This is a genomic window from Micromonospora sp. CA-248260, assembly GCF_050942205.1.
GTDB classification, from domain to species: domain Bacteria; phylum Actinomycetota; class Actinomycetes; order Mycobacteriales; family Micromonosporaceae; genus Micromonospora; species Micromonospora antibiotica.
The window spans coordinates 6730609-6752761 of record NZ_CP192021.1 but is presented as its reverse complement, the minus strand read 5'-3'; the positions used below and the strand labels follow the sequence as shown (position 1 = coordinate 6752761).

Below are 22153 nucleotides of genomic sequence, written 5' to 3'. Positions count from 1 at the left end.
CAGCAGCGGAGCGTGGGCAGCAGAGCGGTGTGCGGGTGGGTCAGCGGGCGGTGAGGGTGAGGATGCTGGCCTCGGGCGGGCAGGCGAAGCGGACCGGGGCGGTGGGGTGGGTGCCGAGGCCCGCCGACACGTGCAGCCAGGAGTCGGAGCCGGGCCAGCGGTGCAGGCCCTTCGCCATCGCCCTGGGCAGGCCGCAGTTGGTGACCAGCGCGCCGTAGCCGGGTACGCAGACCTGACCGCCGTGGGTGTGCCCGGCCAGCAGCAGGCCGAAGCCGTCGGCGGCCATCTGGTCGAGTAGGGCCGGTTCCGGGGCGTGGGCGAGCGCGATGGACAGGTCGGCGGCGGGGGTGACCGGGCCGGCGACGGCCGGGTAGTCGTCCTGCCCGATGTGCGGGTCGTCCACGCCGACCAGCTCGACGAGGCGGCCCCCGGCCTTGACCGAGGTGCGCGCGTTGTTGAGGTCCGCCCAGCCGGCCCCGGTGAGGACGTCCCGCAGTTCCTGGTACGGCAGGGCGGCACCCTCGGTGTACTCCCGGTTGGGCAGGAAGTAGGTGAACGGGTTCTTCCAGACCGGCCCGGTGTAGTCGTTGGAGCCGAAGACGAACGCGCCGGGGTAGTCGAGCAGTGGTTGCAGGGCGCGCAGCACCCCGGGTACCGCGTCGGGGTGGGCCATGTTGTCCCCGGTGACCACCACCAGGTCCGGGTCGAGGGCGGCCAGCGAGGCCACCCACTGCTGCTTGCGCCGCTGGTCGGGCATCATGTGCAGGTCCGACAGGTGCAGCACGCGCAGTGGCTCGGCGTCGGCCGGGAGCACCGGCACGTCGTACCGGCGCAGGGTGAGCATGTTGCGTTCGACGAGGGACGCGTACGCCAGGGTGGCCGCCCCGGCGGCGACGGTCCCGGCGGCGAGGCCGAATAGTGTGCGCTTTCGCATGCCGACCAGGGTAGTTTGACCGTCCATGAGCACGCTGAAGGACCGCCTGACCGCAGACATGCGCGCCGCCCTCAAGGCGCGTGACGAGCTGACCACCTCCACGTTGCGGATGGCGCTGGCCGCCGTCGGCACCGCCGAGGTCGCCGGCAAGGCCAAGCGCGAGCTCTCTGACGACGAGGTGCTCGCGGTGCTGACCAAGGAGGCGAAGAAGCGCCGGGAGGCGGCTGCCGCGTTCGCCGACGCCGGCCGCGCCGAGCAGGCCGACAAGGAGACCGCCGAGGGTGCGGTGCTCGACCGTTACCTGCCGAAGCAGCTCGCCGAGCAGGAGCTGGCGGAGCTGGTCGCGGGGGCGCTGGCCGCAGGCGGCTTCACCGAGAAGTCCCAGATGGGCCCGGCGATGAAGGCGGCGCAGGCCGCGGTGGCCGGCCGGGCCGAGGGTGGTCGCGTCGCCGCCGAGGTACGCCGACAGCTCGGCCTCTGACCCATATCAACTCTGGTCGTTTCCCCGGTCACCGGTTTGTCAATTCAATTTTGATTACCGAGAGTGCCTGCAATTGGCTGTTGCGGTGACGGCTGATTCGTGGAAGGCTCGTTTGGCCGGCTTGACATGCAACGGGGGCGTGTTCGACACCGGTTTGAGGACATGACCCTCGTTGCCTCGACCACTTGAGGTGACTATGAAGCCGTTGGCTGTTGCTTCCCTATTCATTTCGACGTGTATGGGTGCCGTTGTCGTCGTGCCGTCGGCGGCGTCCGCTGACATCTCCATCCAGGCCACGTGTTCCCGCACGGTCAACGTGGCTAGCAGTGCCTACAGCACGGTCGATCCCATCGCCATGCCGTCGACCGGCAGCACCGCGTCGAGCACGAGCTGTGGAATGGCGCAGGGCGCCAACAGCAGCGCTGTCGGTGCCCTGCAACGGGCGTTGAAATACTGCTATGGCGCCGGCATCACCGTGGACAACGATTTCGGCCCGGCGACCAAGTCCGCCCTTGTCTCCGCTCAGAAGCGGGAGGGCATCACCGCAGACGGCGTCTATGGACCGCAGACCCGGCTGAGCCTGACGTGGCGCTCGGTGGGCAACCGGTGCGACAAGGCCGCCGATCCCATCTACACCTGATCGGGCTCCGAGAGCCTCGACGCCAGTGGGCGGGCACCCGACCGGGTGCCCGCCCACTGGCGTCGACAGAGGCGTCAGTTGTTGCCGGGTGGACGGCCCGGTGTGTTGCCGGTGTTACCCGGCGTGTTACCGGCCTGGTTGGGGGTGCTGCCGCCGCCGCTGCTCACCTCGATGGTGACCACGCCGCCCTTGATGGTGCGGCCGTCGGGGCTGGTGCCGGCGACGGAGCCGGCCGGGCAGTCCGAGGCGATCTTGTTGTCGGAGACGACGACGGAGAAGCCGGCGTCCTTGAGCCTGCTCCGGGCGCTGTCCACCGACTGGCACTTCACGTTCGGGATGGACCGCTGGTCACCATTGATGATCTTGCCGTTGGGTGGGGTGAACTCGATGCCGGGCTTGCCCTTCATGGCGTCGCGCAGCGTCTGGTAGACCGCCGGGTTGATGCCGGTCGGCGTCTCGTCGTGCCCCATCTTCTGGTTGGTCTGCGGCCAGTCCGGGTCGGCCATGATGCCGGCGACCGCGAACTGCTTGGTCATCGCCACCAGGGCCGAGGTCTTGTCACCGTCGGTGGTGCCGGACTTGCCGGCCACCGGCTTGCCGACGATGCCCCGGACGTTGCGGGCGGTCGCCCCGACACACTTGGAGACCGACGACCGGTCACCGACCGGGCAGCGGGCCGCGTCCACGGCGGCCCGGGCCACCTCGGTGCTGATCCGTTGCTCGCAGCGCGGGTTGGCGACGTCGAGCTTGTTGCCCTCCGGGTCCTTGATCTGCTGCACCGGGATCGGCTCGCAGAACTTCCCGTCGGCCGCCAGGGTGGCGTAGGCGTTGGCCAGCTCCAGCGGGGTGGTCGAGGAGACACCCAGGGTGAAGGCGCCCCACTGGTTGGCGCCGCCCTCCTTGGTGGCCCGGCGGGCGTCGTCGCTGCTGCGGAAGGTGATGCCGAGCTTCTGCGCCGCCTTGATCACGTTCTCCGCGCCGACCTGCTGCTCCAGCGGGACGAAGTAGGTGTTGACCGAGCTGCCGAACGCCGTCCACATGTTGTGCACGCCGGCCATGCTCGCCGAGGCGTTCTTGGGGCAGTAGAAGTGCGTCCCCGAGCAGGCGGCCGGGGAGTTCTGCTGGACGATGTACTCCGACTTGAACACCGGCGGCGAGTTGATCTGGTAGGCGAGCGGGATGCCCTTCTCCAGCGCGGCCACGAGGGTGAACATCTTGAACGTCGAGCCGGCCTGGTAGCCGGTGATGCCCTGGCCGCCGCTGAGCAGCGGGTTCACCGTGTTGGGGTAGTTGCCCCGGATCTTCTTCTTGGCCTTCTTGGGGTCGCTGGAGTACTTGTTCTGCGGCTTCTTCGGGTCATCGATCTTGAAGTTCCGGTTCACCGACAGTGCGCGTACCCGGCCGGTGCCCGGCTCGATCGCGGCGACCATCCGGGCGGCCTTGCTGTTCACCCCGAGGTTCTTGCGGACGGCCCGGTCGGCACCGTTCTGCGCCTGCACGTCGAGCGTGGTGGTGATGGTGTAGCCACCGCTCTTGAGCCGCCGCTCCCGGTCGTACGTGGTGGAGCCGAAGGTCTCCTGCCCGAGCCACCAGCGGTAGAAGTAGTCGCAGAAGAAGCCCCAGTCCTTCTGGTTGGTGGCGACGCAGCCGTTCGGGGTGCGCTTGTCCTTCACCGCCAGCTTGACCGCCTTGGCGGCGTCCGCCTCCTGCTGGGTGATGGCCTTCGTCTTGACCATGTTGTCGATGACGTAGTTACGCCGGTCGAGCGCGAGCGGGTAGCCGCTGCGGGTGGTCGGGTCGTTGGTGGTGGGCGCCTTGACCATGCCGGCCAGCAGCGCCGCCTCCTCGATCTTGAGGTTCTTGGGCGACTTGCCGAAGTACACCTGGCTGGCGGCGAACACGCCGTACGCGCCGTTGCCGAAGGAGGCGAGGTTCAGGTAGCGGGTGAGGATCTCGTCCTTCGAGAACTCCTTGTCGACCTGGAGGGCCAGCCGCATCTCGCGGAGCTTGCGGGCGCTGGTGTCCTCGGTCGCGGCGACCACGTCGGCCGGGTGGGTGGCCGAGTAGGCGATGGCCAGCCGGACGTACTGCATGGTCAGGGTGGAGGCGCCCTGCTGGGAGTTGGTGCCGGACTGGTTGTTGACGAACGCCCGGGCCACGCCGTTGATGTCCACGCCGTTGTGCTTGTAGAAGTCGTGGTCCTCGGCGGCGATGATCGCCTTCTGCATGTACGGGGAGATGTCCGCGAGCTTGACGTCGCGCCGGTTCTCGTCGTACATGGTCGCCAGCGGGGTCTTGCCGTCGCTGGCGAGCAGGTAGCTGATCTGTGGCGCGCGGGCCACCGTCAGCTCCTTGGGCAACGCCCCGAAGGTCTCGGCTCCGGCCTTGGCCGCCAGGCCGGACATCGCCACCGCGGGGAAGGCCGCCGCCGCCACCACCACACCGGCCAGCAGGCCGCAGATCAGTAGCGATGCGGCGTTGGTGAAGACATTGTGGTCACGTTTCCGCATCCAGGTCACCTCGACAGGGTACGCGAGTAGGGAACGAGGGGCGCCGGGGCGTTCTTTCCCCATTTCCTGCGCGCGCCGACCTCGTTGTGCTAAACGCACGACCCCCGGTGTGGGGTTGCGTGTGACCCGCGCCGAGTCTCCACCGATCGGTGGAGCCCGCGCAGCGTTTTCACGTACTCCGGCGGGGTAAGCGGCGATCGAAGGCCCGGTAAGCCGGGACTGTCCGTAATGCTGGATTTCGCCGACAACGTTGCGTAATCATGCGACTACAGAGCATGATGGTGGCGGCGACCCGAGCCACACGTCGTCCGTGCCCCCTGGGGGAAGGAACGGGCCGGACGACCGGGGGAACGACGGCTGGTCGCACGAGGTCGGTAGGTACTGCAAGGGGGGACGTGTACAGATGGGGATGATCACTGACTGGCCGTCGCTGGCGGCGTGTCAGAACGGGGACCCGGACGCGTTGTTCGTACAGGGCGCCGAGCAGAACGTGGCCAAGCGGATCTGCCGCAGCTGCCCGGTGCGCTACGAGTGCCTGGCCGACGCGCTCGACAACCGCATCGAGTTCGGCGTGTGGGGTGGCATGACCGAGCGGGAACGCCGTGCCCTGCTGCGCCGGCACCCGCAGGTGGCGAGCTGGCGCAAGATGTTCGAGGCGGCGATGAAGAAGAACGCCAAGGACCGCACCGGCAAGGACAAGATCCTGGTCACCGCCGCCGGCTGACGCCGGTCAGGGACGGCTGATCGCCGCCCCGATCGTCCGGAGCCCGTCGACGTCGTGCACGTCGGCGGGCTGCGCCGTGACCGACACCGTCGGCACCGCCGGGAACGCCTCGGTGAACCGCCGGGCGACCTGCTCCTCGCGGACCGCCTGCTGCGCCAGCGCGGCGTGCGCGCGCAGCACGTCGACCGTGGCGTCGTGCCCACCCAGGTCGGCCAGCCGGTCGGCCGCCGCCCGGCTCTGCACCGCGCCCAGGGCCACCGCCGGCCGGTGCACCCGGTTGAGCACCAGCCCGGCCAGCGGCATCCGCTCCTCACCCAACCGCCCGGCGAAGTAGGCCGCCTCCCGGACCGCGTCCGGCTCCGGTGTCGCCACCAGCAGGAACGCCGTCTCCCCTGCCTGCAGGATCCGGTAGGTCTGCTCGGCCCGCTGCCGGAACCCGCCGAACATCGAGTCGAGGGCGGCGACGAAGCCGGAGAGATCGGTCAACAGTTGCGCCCCGAGCACCTTCTGCACGACCCGGGAGAACATCCCGAAGCTCGCGGTGACGAAGCTGAACATGCTCCGGCCCCCGCTGCGCGCCGGGGCGAGCAGCAACCGCAGCATCCGGCCGTCCAGGAAGCGGGACAGCCGGGCCGGGGCGTCGAGGAAGTCCAGCGCGGAGCGGGACGGCGGGGTGTCCACCACGATCAGGTCCCACTCGCCCCGGGCGTGCAGCTGGCCCAGCTTCTCCATCGCCATGTACTCCTGGGTGCCGGCGAAGGTGGAGCTCATGGCCTGGTAGAACGGGTTGGCGAAGATCTCTGCCGCCTTCGCCGGGTCGGTGTGCTGGAGCACCACGTCGTCGAAGGTGCGCTTCATGTCCAGCATCATGGCGTGCAGCTCACCGCCGCCGGCCTCGACGTCGATCCCCTTGACCCGGCGGGGGGTGTTGTCCAGCTCGGTCAGGCCGAGCGACTGGGCCAACCGGCGGGCCGGGTCGATGGTGAGCACCACCGTGCGCCGCCCGTGCCGTTCGGCCGCCCGCAGCGCCAGCGCCGCCGCGGTGGTCGTCTTGCCCACCCCACCGGCGCCACAGCAGACCACGATGCGCACGCCGGGGTCGGCGAGGATCTGGTCGACGTCCAGCACGGGCGCCGCGTCTTCGGAAGGCACCATTCGAGCGTATCGGGCCGGTGGGGTCCGTGCGCCCGGGCCGACGTGAGCTGCGCGTCAATCCGCCCGGCGGAGCAGCTCGGCGAACGCCGCCAGCCCTGCCGGGTCCACCCCGTCGGGCAGCAACGGCAGCTCGGTCACCGGTCGCCCCAGCTCCGCCAGGTCGGTCCGCAGCGAATCCTCCAGCTCCCGGCGTACCTGCTGGTCCCGGGCCTCGCCGGCCAGCCCGGCCACGGTCGCCGCGTCGGTGGGCAAGCCGGCGGCGGCCAGCCCCCGCTTCAGCTCCGCCCGGGTCAACTCCCGGCCGGTGGCCAGCGGCGGGCGGGCGGCGTTGACGATCACCCGGCCCACCGGGAAGCCGAGCTGGGTCAGCTCGGTGATCGCGTCCACCGTCTCCTGGACCGGCATCTCCTCCAACAGCGTCACCACGTGCACCGCGGTCATCGGGGAGCGCAGCAGCGCCGAGACCCCCTCGCTCTGGGTCTTGATCGGGCCGACCTTCGCCAGCCGGGCGGTCTCGGCGGTGACGTTGAGGAAGCGGCCGATCCGGCCGGTCGGCGGGGCGTCCAGCACCACCGCGTCGTACACCCGGCGTTGCCCGGCGGTGCGGGTGGTGGCCTCCTTGACCTTGCCGGTGAGCAGCACGTCACGCAGGCCGGGGGCGATGGTGGTGGCGAAGTCGATCGCGCCGAGCTTGCGCAGCGCCCGGCCGGCCGCGCCGAGCTTGTAGAACATGTCGAGGTACTCCAGCAACGCCTCCTCGGCGTCCACCGCCAGGGCGCGCACCTCGCCGCCGCCCGGGGCGTCGGCGAGGTGCCGCTCGGTGTACGGGAGGGGATCGACGCCGAAGAGCTGGGCGATGCCCTGCCGGCCCTCCACCTCGACCAGCAGGGTGCGTCGGCCCCCGGCGGCCAGGGCGAGCGCCAGCGCCGCCGCCACGCTCGTCTTGCCCGTGCCGCCCTTGCCGGTCACCACGTGCAGGCGGGACGGCCATCCGGTGCCGGCCGGGTCGGCCGGCCGCTCAGCTGCTCGCACCGGTCGAGCCTATCCACCCCACGTGGTCAGCCGACCTCGCAGACCCACCAACCCGTCTTCCGTACCACCGTGAACCGCAACGGCTGCTCGGCGATCTTCTCGTCGGCGGTGGTCAGGGTGAGCTTGGTGGAGACGGTGGCCCGGTCACCGTTCTGGCTGTCGACGGTCGGGCTGGACCAGCGGAACCGTGGGTTGGTGTAGAGGGTGGCGTACTTCTGCACCTCGGCGACCTTCGCGCTGATCTTCTGTTGGTCGCGCGACTCCGCGCAGACGAAGTTGGCCGCCCTGCCGGCGTCCCGGTCCTGGTAGACGGCGGTGAGGAAACCGTCCACCGCCACCGTCGGCTCCCGGGCGCCCTCGCCGCCCTCGGCGTCGCGCAGGGTCAGGTAGGCGAGCGTTCCGCCACCACCGCAGAGCACGACGGCCGCGAGCAGCGCGAGCGAGGCGACCAGCACGCCCCGCCGTCGCGTGGGGGCCGGTGTCCGGTACGCCGGGTAGCCCGCCGGTGACGGCGTGGCGGCGCCGGACGGGGAGGTGCCGGGCGTGGAGGTGCCGGGGGCGGTGGTACCGCCCGGGTCGGGTTGGTCCTGCCGTGGCGTCGGCACGCCCGGCGATCCGCTCGCGCCACCGAACGGTGGATGGGTCATGTGGTCCCCCGGGGGATGGGGCGCCGTCGCCGCCCCTGGCGACGACGCGGGTACGGGCGCGGCGGGCGACCCCTGATCGCCCGTCCGAGGCGCAAGGGTAACGGTCGATGGGCGGCGCGTGGCGGACTGCTCACGACCTGCGGTGGGTCGCGATCACCTTTCAGACCAAGCGTCTGTCGCATATGTGACTTTGGGTGAGCGATCGCGCGCGTCCCGTTGTCCCCCGCCCCGGCCGGGTCCTACGTTCGTCCGGGTGTGGGGGAGCGGTTCGGGTCGGCGCCCGGTCCGGACGGCGGTCATTCACGGTACGAGGCCGGAGGCAGGTACATGCGCGACGCGGAGAACATCTCCCGGGCCCACTTCTCACCAGGAGACCGGGGGAGGCGGGGCGGTTCGCCCGGAGACGCGGACGGGTCGGGTGGTTCACTGCCGATGAACGAGCGGTCCTACCGGCGCTGCGCCGAACCGTCCGAGGTGCTGCGGATCCTCGGCCGCCCCGGTGACCGGGGCCGGGACGACGAGGAGCCCGGCTACGTCATCCACCTGCCGATCCGGGTGGCCGACCTGACGGCGGCCACCGCCCTGGCCGGCACCGTGGCCACCTCGCTCGGCTTCCTGGTCGAACTGGACGCCGGCGAGACCACCGTCTCCACCGTCGACGACCAGAACAACCGGCACCGGGTCTTCTGCGACCTGCTGCTGCCCGACCGGTCGCGCTGCCCCCAGCCGTACGACCACACCGGGCAGTGCGGCGAGCTGCCCGCCGCCCCGGAGCAGCGTCCCGCGCCCCGACCCGCACCCGGACCGTAGGCTGTCGGCGGAACATCCACGTCAGGCAAGGGAGCCTTCCACCGATGCAGAAGTGGGAATACGCCACGGTCCCGCTGCTGGTCCACGCGACCAAGCAGATCCTCGACAACTGGGGTGAGGACGGCTGGGAACTCGTCGCCGTGATCCCCGGCCCGAACCCGGACCAGTTGGTCGCGTACCTCAAGCGCCCCAAGGGCTGAGGGCCCGACGATGAGCAACGGACCCCACGCCAAGCTCGCCGAGCTGGGCCTGGCCCTGCCCGACGTGGTGCCGCCGGTGGCCAGTTACGTCCCGGCGGTGCAGTCCGGCCAGCACGTCTACGTCTCCGGTCAGCTGCCGGTGGTCGAGGGCAAGCTGCTCGCCACCGGCCAGGTCGGCGCGGGTGTCTCGCCCGAGCAGGCCAAGGATCTCGCCGAGCGGTGCGCGCTGAACGCCCTCGCCGCCGTCGATTCGCTGGTCGGCCTGGAGAACATCGTCAAGATCGTGAAGCTGACCGGCTTCGTGGCCTCGGCACCGGGCTTCCACGGCCAGCCGGCCGTGATCAACGGGGCCTCCGACCTGCTCGGCGCGGTCTTCGGGGAGGCCGGCCGGCACGCCCGCTCCGCCGTCGGGGTGGCGGAGCTGCCGCTGGACTCCCCGGTCGAGGTCGAACTGATCGTCGAGGTCGGCTGACCGCACCGCCCCACCGCCGCCCGCCGGCCCGGCGCGCACCACGATCCGGGCCGGTCGGCCGGCGGAAAGCCGCGAACGGCCACGAACCGGGTACGCGGGTTCCGCAAGATCGTGGGGAGTGGCGCGCGGGGTCGTACGATCGCAGCCATGACCGGGCATGTGACGGCACCACCGGCCGCGCTGGCCGACCGGCTGCCGGACTGGGTGACGTTGCTGCGCGCCCCCAACCCTGGGCCGATGACCCTGGAGGGCACCAACACCTGGGTGCTACGCGCCCCGGGTGCGCCGCACGCGGTCGTCGTCGACCCCGGCCCGGCCGACGAGGCGCACCTGGCCGCCGTGGCGGCGTCGGGACCGATCGGGTTCGTGCTGATCACCCACGGGCACCCCGACCACACCGAGGGCGCCCCCCGGCTGAGTGAACTGCTCGGCGGGGCACCCGTGCTCGCCGTCGACCCCGCGCACACCATCGGCGGCCCGCCACTGACCGGGGCGGGTACGCAGCTCGGCGGGACCGGGCTGGACATCGACCTGGTCGACACCCCCGGGCACACCGCCGACTCGGTCTGCTTCCGGGTGTCGTACGGCACCGAGCAGGTGGTGCTGACCGGGGACACCATCCTCGGCCGGGGCACCACCGTCGTCGCCCACCCCGACGGCCACCTCGGCGACTACCTGACCAGCCTGGAGCGGCTCTCGGCGTACCAGGGGATCCCGGCGCTGCCCGGGCACGGCCCGGCGCTGGCCGACTGCGGTGCGGCGGCCGCCTTCTACCTGGCCCACCGCCAGGCCCGCCTCGACCAGGTGCGGGCCGCCGTCGACGCGGGCGCGCGCACCGCACCCGAGGTGGTGGCGACCGTCTACGCGGACGTGGACCGGTCGCTGTGGTGGGCCGCCGAGTGGTCCGTCCGCGCCCAACTGGAGTACCTGGGAGTGGAGCAGCCGTGACCTGCCCGGTGTGCGGCACGCTCGCCGTGCCGGGCGCGCGGTTCTGCCACAACTGCGGGGCGGCGCTGCCGGCCGCCGCCGGCCTGCCGACCGCCGAGCGCCGGGTGGTCACCGTGCTCTTCGGTGACCTGTCCGAGTTCACCTCGTGGTCGGAGGACCTCGACCCGGAACGTGTCGGTGCCGTCACCGACCGGGTGCTGGCCGCGCTCGCCGGCGCGGTGAAGACGTTCGGTGGGCACGTCGACAAACTCACCGGCGACGGGATCATGGCGGTCTTCGGTGCCCCGGTGGCCCACGAGGACGACGCCGAGCGGGCCGTCCGGGCCGCCCTGTCGATGCAGCGGGCCGTGCGCCGGGTCCTCGACGACGAACGCGGCGGCGGCGCACCGCTCGGCCTGCGGGTCGGGCTGAACACCGGCGACGTGATCGCCGGCATCCAGGCCGCCATCGAGTACACGGTCATCGGGGACACGGTGAACACCGCCGCCCGGCTCGCCGACGCCGCCGCCGTCGGCGCGATCTACGCCGGTGCCCGGACCTCCTCGGCCACCCGGCACGTCGCCTCCTGGCGGGTGCTGCGCCCGCTGCGGCTCAAGGGCAAGCGCGAGCCGGTCGAGGCGTACGAGCTGCTGGGTCTGCTGGACGCCCCGGGCACCCGGTCGGGGCTCGGCGACGAGGCCCCCTTCGTCGGGCGGGAGACCGAGATCGGCCGGGTCGCCGGCCGGCTCGCCGAGGTGATCGACCGGGGCGAACCCCGGGTGCTGCTGATGACCGCCGAGGCGGGGATCGGCAAGTCCCGGTTCGCCGCCGAGGTGGAACGCCTCGCCGCCGGCTACGACGTCGGCGCCGGCCGGTACGCCGCGCACAGCGGGGCCCGGGTGCTCTCGGTCCGCTGCGCCGCCTTCGGTGAGCGGCGTCGGCTGGCCCCGCTGGCCGACCTGGTCCGGGCCGCCGTCGGCCTGCCCAGCGACACCTCCACCGCGCTCACCCGGCCGGCCGTCGAGGAGCGGCTGCGCCGGCTCGGTCAACGGCTCGGCCGGCTGCGTACCGAGGTACCGCCGATCGCCGCTGACCAGCTGCTGGCGCTGCTGGGTTACGCCGAACTGCCCGGCAACGCGGGTGACCAGGGCGGCTGGGGGGCGACCCCGCCGGCCGCCGACGCCGAGGCGGTGCCGGTCGCGGTGGCCGGGCTGCTCAGCGCGCTGGCCGCCGAGGCGCCGCTGGTGATCGTGGTCGACGACCTGCACGACGCCACCGGCGAGACGATCGCCGCCCTCGGCGCGACCCTGTCCCGGCTCACCGGCCCGGTGCTGGTGATGCTGCTGGGTCGACCGGAGCTGGTCCGGACCGCCGGGACGTTGACCTGGATCGCCGACGCCGAGGTGCAACCGTTGCCGCCGCTGCGCGGCGCGGACGCCTCCCGCCTGCTCACCAGCTATCTCAACGGCGGCAGGCTGCCCCAGTCCGACGCCGACCGGTTGCTCGCCACCGCCCAGGGCAACGCCTTCTACTTGGCCGAACTGGTCACCCTGCTGCGGGAGCGGGGAGCGCTGACCGCAGGCCCGGACGGCGGCTGGCGGTTGGTGCCCGGCTCGCTGGGCAGCCGGCTGCTCTCCCGGGACCTCGCCGCCGTGCTCGCCGCCCGCATCGACGCCCTCCCGCCGGAGGCCCGTTCGGCGCTGCGCGACGCCGCCGTGGTCGGTGACGCGGTGCCCACCGGCGCGTTGGAGGCGCTGCGCGAGCAGCGGGCCGGGCGGGACGGCCGGCCCGCCGCGGTGGCCGCCGTCGAGCTGGAACGGGCCGTCGAGGAGTTGCTGCAACGCCGGATGCTGCACCGCACCCGGACCGGTTTCGCGTTCGCCACCCCGCTGATGCGCGAGGCCGCCTACGCCGGGGTGAGCAAGGCGGAGCTGGCCGAACGGCACGCCGCACTGGCCCGCTGGGCCACCGGTGACCCGGCGGCGTCGGTCGCCGCACCCGGCGGGTTCACCGACGCCGCCCGGGACGACTTCGTGGCCGAGCAGGTCGAGCGGGCCGCCGCCCTCGCCGACGCGGTCAAGCTCCGCCCCGACTCGCCGGCCCGGACGGTCGCCGGGCTGGGGGTGGCCGCGCTGGGCCGGGCCGCCCGCCGGGCGTTGCAGGCCGGTGAGCCGGCACTGGCCGTCGAACACGCCGAACGCGCCACCGACCTGGCCCGCGAGGGGGTGCCCCCGGCCGACCGGGTCGCGCACGCCCGGGCGCTGCTCCAGGTCGGTCGGGTCGGCGACGCGCTGGCCTTCGCCGAGAAGATCGCCGCCAACGCCGGTGACGACGCCGGCACCCGGGCCAGCGCCCTGCTGCTCGCCGGCCAGGCCCACCAGACGCAGGGCGACCATGGGCGCGCGGTGGCCTGCTGGGAGGAGGCGTTGCAGGTGGCCACCGCCGGGGAGGTGACCAACCTGCGGGCCTCGGCCATGCGCCGGCTCGGGATGGCCGACTTCGTCGCCGGTCGACTCGGTCAGGCGAGCAGCCGGCTCGCCGCGTCCTACCAGATCAGCCTCGCCGCGAAGGACCTGCGGGGGCAGGCCTGGGCGTTGCAGAACCTGGCCTGGGTCACCACCACCCGGGGGGACTTCGCCGGCACCGACGCGGTGCTCGGTCGGGCCGCCCGGCTCTTCGCCGAGTTGAAGGACCCGTACGGGCGGGCCTGGCTGCGCGGCACCACCGCCTTCGCCCGGCTGCTGGCCGGCCGGTTGGGGGAAGCCTGCCGGCTGGCCGGGATCTTCCTGCCGTTCGGGGAACGCGTCGGTGAGGCGTGGGCGGTGGGCACGTTGCGCGCGGTCGAGGCGTTCGCTGCGGCCGAGTTGGGCGAGGTTGCCGAGGCGGACCGGTCGGCCCGCCGGGCGTACCGGGACTTCGCGGCGGTATCCGACGACTGGGGGCGCGGGTTCGCGCTGGTCGTCCGGGGGGTGGTGGCGCGGGGGCTGGGCGAGCCGGAGCACGCCGCCGACCTGTTCACCGACGCCCTGGCGTACGCCGGTCGGACGTCGCATCCACTGCTGACCGGGATGGCCGGCACGCTGCGCGGGTTCGTGGCGTTGGACATGGGCGACTGCGAGACCGCCGAGCGGGACGCCCGTGCGGTGCTGACCGCCGTCGAACCGCACAACCCGCAGGCCCCGGCGCAGGCCGCGCCCCGGGTGCTGCTCGCCACCGCCCGGCTCGCCGCCGGGGACCCGGCCACCGCGGTCGGGCTGCTCGCCCCGGTGGCGACGACCGCCGCGAAGACACCGACGCTGCTCTTCTCCCGCCGGCAGACCCTGGCCCGGTACGCTTCCGCGCTGCTCGCCCACGGTCAGTCGGAGCAGGCGTTGGACTGGGCCCGGCGGGCGGTCGCCGCCCCGGCGGAGGACGTCCGCAGTCAGGTGATCGGCGCGGGGGTGCTGGCCGAGGCGTTGGCGGCCTGCGGGCACCCGGTGGAGGCGGCGGCCAGCGCGCAGGAGGCGGTCCGGCTGGCGTACGCGACCGAGCAGCGCAGCGAGCGGGCCAGCGCCGACGCCCTGGCGGCCCGGCTGGCCGGCGGGGTCTGACCGGCCCCGCGTCGCGCCGTCGGCGGCGGGGTCCGGCGTCGAAACGGTAGGTCTGTCGGTTACGGGGATGTGCGCGTATCGGCGGGGACGGTTAGCGTGTCACTTCACGCGACCGCCCCTCGGTGCCGGTCGCGCCGTCAGGTGGGGGATCTAGATGAGGTTGCCGCGTTCGGGCGCCGGTTGGACGATCGCGGTCTTCGGTGTGCTGGCGGTGCTGCTCGGCGCGTTCGGGCTGGTGTGGCCGGAGGCGCAGTTGCGGATGCTCGGCTTCGAGGTGCCGCAGACCCGGGCGGCCGGCGACTACACGGGCACGTTCCTCACCGCGTCCTCGATGGCGTCGTTCAACATGGGCGTCTACTACCTGCTGGCGGTGGCGACCGAGTGGCGGGCGTTCTACCGGTTCACGGTGGTCTTCCGGCTGGTCACCTTCACCGTCTTCACGCTGACCGTGCTGGCCGACGTGGCTCCGGACCGGTTCATCGGGGTGGCGCTGTGGGAGGGGGTGGGTGCGGTGGCGACGGCGCTCGGCCTGCGCTGGGACGCCCGTCGATCCGCTGGTGCGGGCGGAAACGCTCCCATCTCGACAGTGTCCCAGGTCAGTGGGGTCTCCGGGGGTGCGTCGAGCGGGTCGGTCGCCGCCGGCCCGGCCGCTGCCGCCGGTACGGACCGCTGAGCGCCCCGGCGGAACGGGTATTTTCGAGCCGTGACCGAGACCCCGCCCGGCGCCTCCCGGCTGCCCAATGTGCCCGGTCTGACCGACTTGCAGGTCTTTGCCCGGGGCGGCTACGCCACCGTCTACCGGGCCACCCAGATCTCCGTCGGTCGGGAGGTCGCCGTCAAGGTGGAGAACCGCACCCTGGACAACGAACGAGACCAGGCCCGGTTCCTGCGCGAGGCGCGGGCCGCCGGCCGGATGTCCTCCCATCCGCACGTGGTGGACCTCTTCGACGTCGGGGTGACCGTCGACCAGCACCCCTACCTGATCATGGAGCTGTGCGACGGGTCGTACGCCGAACGGATGCGGACCTCGCCGCTCGACGCGTCCGAGACCCGTGACCTCGGCATCAAGATCGCCGACGCGTTGGCCCACTCGCACGCGGCCGGGGTGCTGCACCGCGACGTCAAGCCGGCCAACATCCTGCACTCGCACTTCAACTCGGCGGTGCTGGCCGACTTCGGGCTGGCCGTGCTGGCCGAGGCGCGGGACGCCTCGGTCACCCTGGAGGTGCTCACCCCGGCCTACGCGCCGCCGGAGATGTTCAACCACAGCCCGCCGTCACCTGCCGTCGACGTGTACGCCCTCTGCGCCACCCTCTACGCGGTGATGACCGGCCGGCCCCCACGCTGGCAGTCCGAGCGCAACCCGAGCCTGGTCACCGTGCTGGAGTTGTTCCACCACCCGATCCCCGACCTGCCCGGGGTGCCCACCGAACTGGTCGACGTGCTCCGCGCCGGGATGTCCAACGACCCCGACGCCCGCCCCTCCGCGCTCGAACTGCGCGACCTGCTCACCGCGCTGCCCGTCGACCCGGCCCCCGCCCCGGTCAGCGGTGCGCCGGTCTCCGGCGGGCCCTCCACCGGCGGGTCCGGCGGCACCGGGCCGTACACCCTCGGGTGGACCACCGGTCAACCGGGGCGGATCACCGGCCAGCCCGCCCCCCGCCCGCCGGCCCAGGACGACCATCCGACCGTTCCGCACGGCGAGCGGCGGCGGCGACGCTGGTTCTTCGGCGGGGCCGGGGTGCTCGCCCTGGCCGCCTCGGCGAGCGCCGGGGCGTGGGTCGCCGGCGGTGCGCCACCGGTGGCCGGGCCGACCGCCGCCCCGTCGACCGTGGGCTCGTCCAGCCCGGCCGCCCGCTGGGGCACCCTGCCCGGCTGCGCGGCCGACGGCACGGCCGCGACCCTGCCGCCCGGTGCCCGGTGCGCCCCCGTGCTGGAGTGCTTCGGCCCGGTACGGCTACGCGGCGACCGGGCGGAGGCGCCGCAGGTCTCCTGCGAGGGGCGGCACACCTGGGAAACGTACGTGGAGGGCCAGTTGCCGGCCGCGCTGGCCGGGGCCGGACACGCCACGATCAGCGCCGACCCGACAGTCCGGTCGGTGTGCAACGCCCGCACGTTCCGGCTGACCAGTGGGATCGACTACGCCAACGGCTGGCGGCTGGAGGTGCTGCCGCCCGGCGAGACGGATCTCGACCGGACCTACCGCTGCCTCGCCGGCCGGGGGGTCGACGCCCTGGTCGCCCCCACCCTCACTGGTCGCTGACCTCGCGCATCCGGTGCAGCCGGCTCAGCACCGCCGCGCTGTCCAACGCGTCGAGGGTGTCCGCGTCGAGGAACGATCCCGGTTCCAGGTGCCCCGGCGAGGGCGGCACGGCCGGTGTCTCCTCGTGGTCGCGTTCGCGCAACGCGGCCAGCGCGGTGCCGGTCACCGTCGCGAAGAGGACCCCGAGCAGGGCCAGCCCCACCGTCAGGATGCCGGCGGGATGCCGGAACACCAACGCCACCAGCACCGCGCCGGTCGCCAGCCCCGCGACCACCGCCACGGTCCGCGCGTCCGGCTTCAGGAATCGGCTCACCTGACAAGCATGGCCTGAACGGGCGCGCTGTCAAACCATACGGCTCGGTGTGGTTGACCGTTCTGCCTAGAGTGACGAAACGCCGGAAGACGGTCCCCGCCCTCCGCCCTGCTCCCGCCTTCCGGTCGGGCGGGTGTCGCGGCGGACGACCCGCCACCGGTGCGGCGCGACCGAGATGGACCGGAACGGCTACCCTCGGTGTCCCCCAGGCTGTCCGTCAGCGAGGTGCGCCGATGAACGACACGTCCGCCCGCCACCGGGTCCGTTCGGTCACCACCACCCTGGCGGTGGCCCTGACCCTCACCCTGGCCGCCGCCGCCGGCTGCGAGAACCGCCGCGAACCCTCGCTGCCCTCGGTCCGCGACAAGCTGCGCGAGTCGCACATCGACGGTCAGGCGAAGATCAAGATCGGGGTGGCCACCACCGAGCCGCTGATGGGCGAGCTGCGCAACGGCAAGCACTCCGGCTTCGACGTGGAGATCGCCCGCTACGTCGCCTCCTACCTCGGCTACGAGGGCGACCAGCGCATCGAGTGGGTCTCGGTGACCACCGAGGATCGCATCCCCGCCCTCCAGGGTGGCGTGGTCGACCTGGTGGTCTCCAGCTTCTCCATCACCGAGGAGCGGGAGAAGCTGGTCAGCTTCGCCGGGCCGTACTTCGTCACCACCCAGGAGGTGATGGTGCCGACCCGGCTCAGGGACAAGATCCGCACCATCGAGGACCTCCGTGAACCGGCCTACAAGGTCTGCACCAGTGGTGGCTCCACCACCGAGGCCGAGCTGGCCAAACACGACGTCAAGGTGCTCGTGGTCAAGGAGGTCGGCGACTGCGTCAAGGGCATCCGGGAAGGTCGTTACGACGCGGTCAGCTCCGACGAGACGATCCTCGCCGGCTTCCTCTCCCTCTATCCGACCGAGTTCGAGATCGTCGACATGCCCTTCGGCACCAGCGAACTGCTCGGCATCGGGGTGCCGATCGGCGACCCCGCCCTGCGCGACCTGGTCGCCTTCGCCCTGCAGAAGAGCTACCTCCAGGGTCGCAACGGGATCAGCAGTCCGTGGATCACCGCCTACACCAGGTCCCTCGCACCGTATCTGAAAGCGGAGAAGGCACAGCCCCAACCGCTCAACGTGCCGGCGCTGGTCGACTTCGACGACAAGGCGCCGACGCGGTGACCGCCCCGGCCGTACCGCAGGATCTGGGCGCCACCACCGTCCCGGTACGCGACGGCTGGGACCCGGCGGTGGAGCGGCGGACACGGGCCAGCCAGTCGTTCTGGACGGCGGTGGTGGGCGTCCCCGCCATCTTCTCCGTGCTGCGCCTCGGCGTCGAGGCGGGCGGCGAACTCCAGACCACGTTGTTGCTGGTGGCGAACGTCGGGCCGGTCAACCTGCTGGCCGGCTTCCTGACCACCGCCGCCCGGCTGCTCTCCACCAGCCTGGTCGCGGTCTTCGCCCTCGGCGCGGTGCTGCGGGTCAGCGTCGAACGGATGCCGCCCACCGTCCGCCGCCCGCTCTTCGTCCGCTGGGCGGACCTAACCCCGGCCTGGTTCGTGCTGTCCAGTTTCCTGCTGGCCCTGGTCACCTGGCAACTGCTCTACCTGCCGCTGCTGCTGCCGGCGTTCGTCGCAGCGTTCCAGCTCACCCCGGCGCGACTGCACGAGCACCCCGTGCCCCGGACGCTGATCGTGGTGACGCTCCTCGCCGGCTACGGCTGGCTGCTCGCCCCCACCCTGCTCGACGCCTGGCAGCAACGGGAACTGCTCGCCCTGGTGCTGTTCGTCGCCCCGCCGCTGCTCGCGCTCGCGGTGACCGGCCCACTGCCCGGGGCGGTGATCCGGCCGCTCGCCTCCGTCACCGAGGCGGCGGTACTGGCCATGCTGGTCTGGGCGGCGCTACCGGTGATCACCACACCGGTGCTGCCGCTCACCGTGACCACCGTGGAGTCGAGCCCCGGCGTCACCGAGGACGTCCGGGGGCACGTGGTCACCGTGGACGACGTCAACATGGTGCTGCTCCAGGAACGCGGCGGCGTCCGGTACGTGCCGGTGGACGACGTCCGCGCCCAGGTGCTCTGCCCCAGCGAGGAGGAGCTGCCCCGGCACCGGCTGCGGATCCGCGACTACCACGTGGAGGACTCGCTGCTGGAGGGGTTGGGCCGGCGGGTCCGACCGGTGCACCGCACCGACGCCGCCTGCCGCACCCCGCGCTGACGCCGTCGACCCGCAGGATCAGTAGGACTTCTCCTGACCCAGCACGTGCTGGGCGACGAAGTTGAGGATCATCTCCCGGCTGACCGGGGCGATCCGGCCGGCCCGCACCGCGCCGAGCAGCGTCGCCACGCCGTACTCGGTGGTCATACCGGCCCCACCGAGGGCCTGCACGGCGGTGTCCACGGCCAGCGCGGCGGCCTCCCCGGCCGCGTACTTGGCCATGTTGCCGCAGACGCCGGCCTCCAGGTCGCGGCCCGCGTCGTACAGGGTGGCCGCCTTGTGGATCATCAGTCGGGCGAGTTCCACCTGCACCGCCGCGTGCGCCAACGGATGCGCCACCCCCTGGTGCGCGCCGATGCTCCGCCCACCCCAGACCTTGCGGGTGGCGGTGTAGTCGGTGGCCCGCTCGATGGCGTACCGGCCGGTGCCGACACCCATCGCGGCGACCGTGATCCGCTCCGGGTTCAGCCCGGCGAACAGCGCCGGCAGGCCGGCGTCCAACGACCCGCCGACCAGCGCGTCGGCGGGCAGCCGGACGTCGTCCAGAAAGAGCAGGAACTGGTTCTCCGGGGAGACGATCTCCATGTCCAGCTTGGACCGGGTCAACCCCGCCGCGTCGGTCGGCACCAGGAACAGCGCGGGCTTGAGCTTTCCGGTCGCCGCATCCTCGGTACGCGCCACCACCAGCACGTACTGCGCCTCGTCCACGCCGGAGATGTAGCACTTGCGGCCGGAGAGCAGCCAGTCGTCGCCGTCGCGGCGGGCCACCGTGCCGAGCCGGTGGAAGTTCGACCCGGCATCCGGCTCGGTGATCGCGAAGACCACCTTCAGCGAGCCGTCGGCGAACCCGGGCAGGAAACGCTTGCGCTGCTCATCGGTGCCGTGCCGGTGGACCACCGTGGCGGCGATGGCCGGCGACACCACCAGCAGCAGCAGCGGGCAACCGGCGGCGGCCAACTCCTCGCAGACGATGGCCAGCTCGGTGAGGCCGCCACCGCCGCCGCCGTACTCGGTGGGGACGTTGACACCCAGGTAGCCGAGCCGGCCGGCCTCCTCCCACAACTCGGTGGTGTGCCCGCCGGATTTCGCCTTCTCGACGAAGTAGGAGTGGCCGTACCGGCGGCCCAGCGCGCGGACGGCGTCGCGGAGCTGATCCTGCTCAGGGGTGAGGTCGAAGTTCATCGGGGTGCCTCCTCAGGGTTGACCACGGCCAGCACCGCACCCGTCTCGACCTGCCCACCGGCGGGCACCGGCAGGTCGGCGACCACGCCGTCGGTCGGGGCGAGCACGGGATGTTCCAGCTTCATCGCCTCCAGGGTCAGCAGCAGGTCACCGGCGGCGACCCGCTGACCGGCCGCCACGTGCACCCGGGTCACCGTGCCGGGCAGCGGCGCGAGCAGCGACCCGACCGCCAACGCGGCGCGGGGCAGTGGGAAGCGGGGCAGCTCGGTCAGCTCCGCCGCCCCGTCCGGGCCGTCCACGAAGACCACCGACCCCGCCCGGTGTACGCGCAACGCCCGCCGTACCCCGGCCACGTCGAGCAGCACCCGGTCCGGTGCCGCCGTCACCAGCTCCACCACCGGCGGGGCGTCCGGTGCGTCGGCCGTCGTCGGGCCGGGGCCGGCGACGGCCGGGTCGGTGGACCAGTCGGCGAGCGCGCCGGACCGGTCCAGGCGGTAGCGCACCTCGATCTCGTCCCCGGTCGCCGTGGCGTACCGGACGACCTGGGGGACGGCCGGCACGTTGCGCCAACCCGACGGGAGGCCGGCGAGCACCGGGGCGACGGCCCGGCGCGCGGCGGCCCCGGCCAGCGCGGCAGCCAGCGCGGCGAGCGGGAGCCCGTCGGCCGGCAGCAGCGGCGCGAATACCTCCGGGTGCGCGTCCAGGAACCCGGTGTCCACCTGCGCCGACCCGAACTCCGCGCTGCGCAGCACCCGGACCAGCAGGTCCCGGTTGGTGACCACCCCGTGCAACTCGGCGCGGGCCAGCGCCCCGGCCAGCGCCCGGGCCGCCTCGCCCCGGGTCGGCGCCCAGGCGACCAGCTTGGCGAGCATCGAGTCGTAGTGCACGCCCACCGTCGAACCGGTGTCCACCCCCGAGTCGAGCCGCAGGCCCCGGGTCGGGGTGAACTCGCCGACCACCCCGGGCACCGCGAACCGGTGCAGCGTGCCGGTCGCCGGCCGGAACCCCTGCGTCGGGTCCTCCGCGCACAGCCGTACCTCGATGGCGTGGCCGTCGGCCGGCGGGGTCGCCGGCACCGGCAACGCGCCACCCTCGGCGACCAGCAGTTGCAGCCGGACCAGGTCCAGCCCGGTGACCGCCTCGGTGACCGGGTGCTCCACCTGGAGCCGGGTGTTCATCTCCAGGAAGAAGAACTCACCCGTCGGGGCGAGCAGGAACTCCACCGTCCCCGCCCCGACGTAGTCGACAGCCCGCCCGGCGGCGACCGCCGCCGCGTGCAGCCGCTCCCGCACCCCGTCGGGCAGCACCGCCGGGGCCTCCTCGACGATCTTCTGGTGCCGCCGCTGGATCGAGCAGTCCCGCTCACCGAGGGCCACGACCGTACCGTGGGTGTCGCCGAAGATCTGCACCTCGACGTGCCGGCCGCGCTCGACGTACCGCTCGACGAAGACCGTGCCGTCGCCGAACGCGGCGGCGGCCTCGCGGCGTGCCGAGTCGACGGCCGTCGGCAGGTCGGCCGGGTCGCGGACGATGCGCATCCCCCGGCCGCCGCCCCCGGCGGACGCCTTGACCAGCACCGGGAAGTCGGTGACCTCGTCGCCCTCGGTCCAGGAAGGCAGCATCGGCACGCCCGCGTCGGCGAGCAGCTCCTTCGCCGCCAGTTTGTCGCCCATCGCCGCGATCGCCCCGGCCGGCGGACCGACCCAGGTCAGGCCCGCGTCGACCACGGCCGCCGCGAACCCGGCGTGCTCGGCAAGGAACCCGTAACCCGGGTGGACCGCGTCCGCGCCGGTACGCCGGGCCGCGTCCAGGACCAGCTCGATCCGCAGGTACGTCTCGACGGGCGTGTTCCCCGGCAGCCGGACCGCCTCGTCGGCCTCGGCCACGTACGGCGCGTCGGCGTCCGCGTCGGAGTGCACGGCGACCGTCGCCACGCCCAGCGCCCGGCAGGTGGCGAAGACCCGGCGGGCGATCTCCCCCCGGTTGGCCACCAGCAGCTTCCGAACAACCATGATCACGCCCTCTCGCTGGTGTTCGCGACTGCGGGACTCCGCTGCGCTG

Annotated in this window: 20 protein-coding genes; 12 read left to right on the top strand and 8 right to left on the bottom strand. The window is 72.9% G+C overall.

Annotation, left to right across the window (positions count from 1 at the left end; all coding sequences use genetic code 11):
* Positions 1-40 precede the first annotated feature (40 nt).
* Entirely contained in the window at positions 41-934 is an 894-nt protein-coding gene (locus tag ACQP2H_RS29415; RefSeq protein ID WP_433229643.1) for a metallophosphoesterase, read from the bottom strand.
* 25 nt (positions 935-959) lie between these two features.
* Between ACQP2H_RS29415 and ACQP2H_RS29410 the strand changes: the two genes are divergently transcribed.
* A complete protein-coding gene (locus ACQP2H_RS29410; protein ID WP_433229640.1) occupies positions 960-1415 on the top strand; it encodes a GatB/YqeY domain-containing protein in 456 nt (151 codons plus the stop codon).
* 238 nt (positions 1416-1653) lie between these two features.
* On the top strand, positions 1654-2055 hold the full coding sequence (locus ACQP2H_RS29405; RefSeq protein ID WP_219465116.1) for a peptidoglycan-binding domain-containing protein: 402 nt from the start codon (positions 1654-1656) through the stop codon (positions 2053-2055).
* A 74-nt stretch (positions 2056-2129) separates the two neighbouring features.
* Here the strand turns inward: ACQP2H_RS29405 and ACQP2H_RS29400 are convergent, their stop codons facing one another.
* Positions 2130-4565, bottom strand: a complete 2436-nt coding sequence (locus ACQP2H_RS29400; protein WP_219465115.1) for a penicillin-binding protein — start codon at positions 4563-4565, stop codon at positions 2130-2132.
* Positions 4566-4968: 403 nt separating this feature from the next.
* Between ACQP2H_RS29400 and ACQP2H_RS29395 the strand changes: the two genes are divergently transcribed.
* A complete protein-coding gene (locus ACQP2H_RS29395) occupies positions 4969-5289 on the top strand; it encodes a WhiB family transcriptional regulator (protein ID WP_208567702.1) in 321 nt (106 codons plus the stop codon).
* A 6-nt stretch (positions 5290-5295) separates the two neighbouring features.
* Here ACQP2H_RS29395 and ACQP2H_RS29390 read toward each other — a convergent pair whose 3' ends face one another.
* The 3 genes from ACQP2H_RS29390 to ACQP2H_RS29380 are packed head-to-tail and all read right to left on the bottom strand — an operon-like array spanning position 5296 to position 8123.
* Positions 5296-6444 carry an ArsA family ATPase gene (locus ACQP2H_RS29390; RefSeq protein ID WP_208567703.1) on the bottom strand — a complete coding sequence of 383 codons (1149 nt, stop codon included), beginning with the start codon at positions 6442-6444 and terminating at the stop codon, positions 5296-5298.
* Positions 6445-6498: 54 nt separating this feature from the next.
* On the bottom strand, positions 6499-7476 hold the full coding sequence (locus tag ACQP2H_RS29385; RefSeq protein ID WP_357536525.1) for an ArsA family ATPase: 978 nt from the start codon (positions 7474-7476) through the stop codon (positions 6499-6501).
* Positions 7477-7502: 26 nt separating this feature from the next.
* Entirely contained in the window at positions 7503-8123 is a 621-nt protein-coding gene (locus ACQP2H_RS29380; RefSeq protein ID WP_219465112.1) for an Rv0361 family membrane protein, read from the bottom strand.
* Between the two features lie 327 nt (positions 8124-8450).
* On the opposite strand from ACQP2H_RS29380, the gene ACQP2H_RS29375 reads away from it, so the two are divergent.
* The 7 genes from ACQP2H_RS29375 (at position 8451) to ACQP2H_RS29345 (ending at position 16385) form a co-directional block, all read left to right on the top strand.
* Complete coding sequence (locus ACQP2H_RS29375) at positions 8451-8933, top strand: hypothetical protein (RefSeq protein ID WP_219465111.1); 483 nt, start codon at positions 8451-8453, stop codon at positions 8931-8933.
* 44 nt (positions 8934-8977) lie between these two features.
* Positions 8978-9133, top strand: coding sequence for a DUF4177 domain-containing protein (locus ACQP2H_RS29370; RefSeq protein WP_088643831.1), 156 nt, complete (start codon positions 8978-8980; stop codon positions 9131-9133).
* 10 nt (positions 9134-9143) lie between these two features.
* The gene (locus ACQP2H_RS29365; RefSeq protein ID WP_208567707.1) at positions 9144-9605 is read left to right on the top strand and encodes a RidA family protein; all 462 of its coding nucleotides are present in this window, start codon (positions 9144-9146) and stop codon (positions 9603-9605) included.
* Between the two features lie 147 nt (positions 9606-9752).
* Positions 9753-10553, top strand: a complete 801-nt coding sequence (locus ACQP2H_RS29360; RefSeq protein WP_433229632.1) for an MBL fold metallo-hydrolase — start codon at positions 9753-9755, stop codon at positions 10551-10553.
* Positions 10550-14122 carry an adenylate/guanylate cyclase domain-containing protein gene (locus ACQP2H_RS29355; RefSeq protein WP_433229629.1) on the top strand — a complete coding sequence of 1191 codons (3573 nt, stop codon included), beginning with the start codon at positions 10550-10552 and terminating at the stop codon, positions 14120-14122. The genes ACQP2H_RS29360 and ACQP2H_RS29355 overlap by 4 nt, the downstream gene beginning before the upstream one ends.
* 154 nt (positions 14123-14276) lie before the next feature.
* Positions 14277-14795, top strand: coding sequence for a hypothetical protein (locus ACQP2H_RS29350; protein WP_219465108.1), 519 nt, complete (start codon positions 14277-14279; stop codon positions 14793-14795).
* Positions 14796-14825: 30 nt separating this feature from the next.
* The gene (locus ACQP2H_RS29345; protein ID WP_357536518.1) at positions 14826-16385 is read left to right on the top strand and encodes a serine/threonine-protein kinase; all 1560 of its coding nucleotides are present in this window, start codon (positions 14826-14828) and stop codon (positions 16383-16385) included.
* Here the strand turns inward: ACQP2H_RS29345 and ACQP2H_RS29340 are convergent.
* On the bottom strand, positions 16372-16698 hold the full coding sequence (locus tag ACQP2H_RS29340) for a hypothetical protein (protein ID WP_208567711.1): 327 nt from the start codon (positions 16696-16698) through the stop codon (positions 16372-16374). The two genes, ACQP2H_RS29345 and ACQP2H_RS29340, sit on opposite strands and share 14 nt — an antisense overlap.
* Positions 16699-16931: 233 nt before the next feature.
* Between ACQP2H_RS29340 and ACQP2H_RS29335 the strand changes: the two genes are divergently transcribed.
* The gene (locus ACQP2H_RS29335; RefSeq protein ID WP_208567712.1) at positions 16932-17873 is read left to right on the top strand and encodes a transporter substrate-binding domain-containing protein; all 942 of its coding nucleotides are present in this window, start codon (positions 16932-16934) and stop codon (positions 17871-17873) included.
* Positions 17870-18910 carry a hypothetical protein gene (locus tag ACQP2H_RS29330; RefSeq protein ID WP_208567713.1) on the top strand — a complete coding sequence of 347 codons (1041 nt, stop codon included), beginning with the start codon at positions 17870-17872 and terminating at the stop codon, positions 18908-18910. Before ACQP2H_RS29335 ends, ACQP2H_RS29330 begins: the two co-directional genes overlap by 4 nt.
* An 18-nt stretch (positions 18911-18928) precedes the next feature.
* On the opposite strand, the gene ACQP2H_RS29325 is transcribed toward ACQP2H_RS29330, so the two are convergent.
* Together ACQP2H_RS29325 and ACQP2H_RS29320 are read right to left on the bottom strand one after the other, a co-directional pair.
* A complete protein-coding gene (locus ACQP2H_RS29325) occupies positions 18929-20092 on the bottom strand; it encodes an acyl-CoA dehydrogenase family protein (protein ID WP_219465106.1) in 1164 nt (387 codons plus the stop codon).
* Positions 20089-22104: a biotin carboxylase N-terminal domain-containing protein gene (locus ACQP2H_RS29320; protein ID WP_433229624.1), complete on the bottom strand. Its 2016-nt coding sequence runs from the start codon at positions 22102-22104 to the stop codon at positions 20089-20091. Before ACQP2H_RS29320 ends, ACQP2H_RS29325 begins: the two co-directional genes overlap by 4 nt.
* Positions 22105-22153 lie beyond the last annotated feature (49 nt).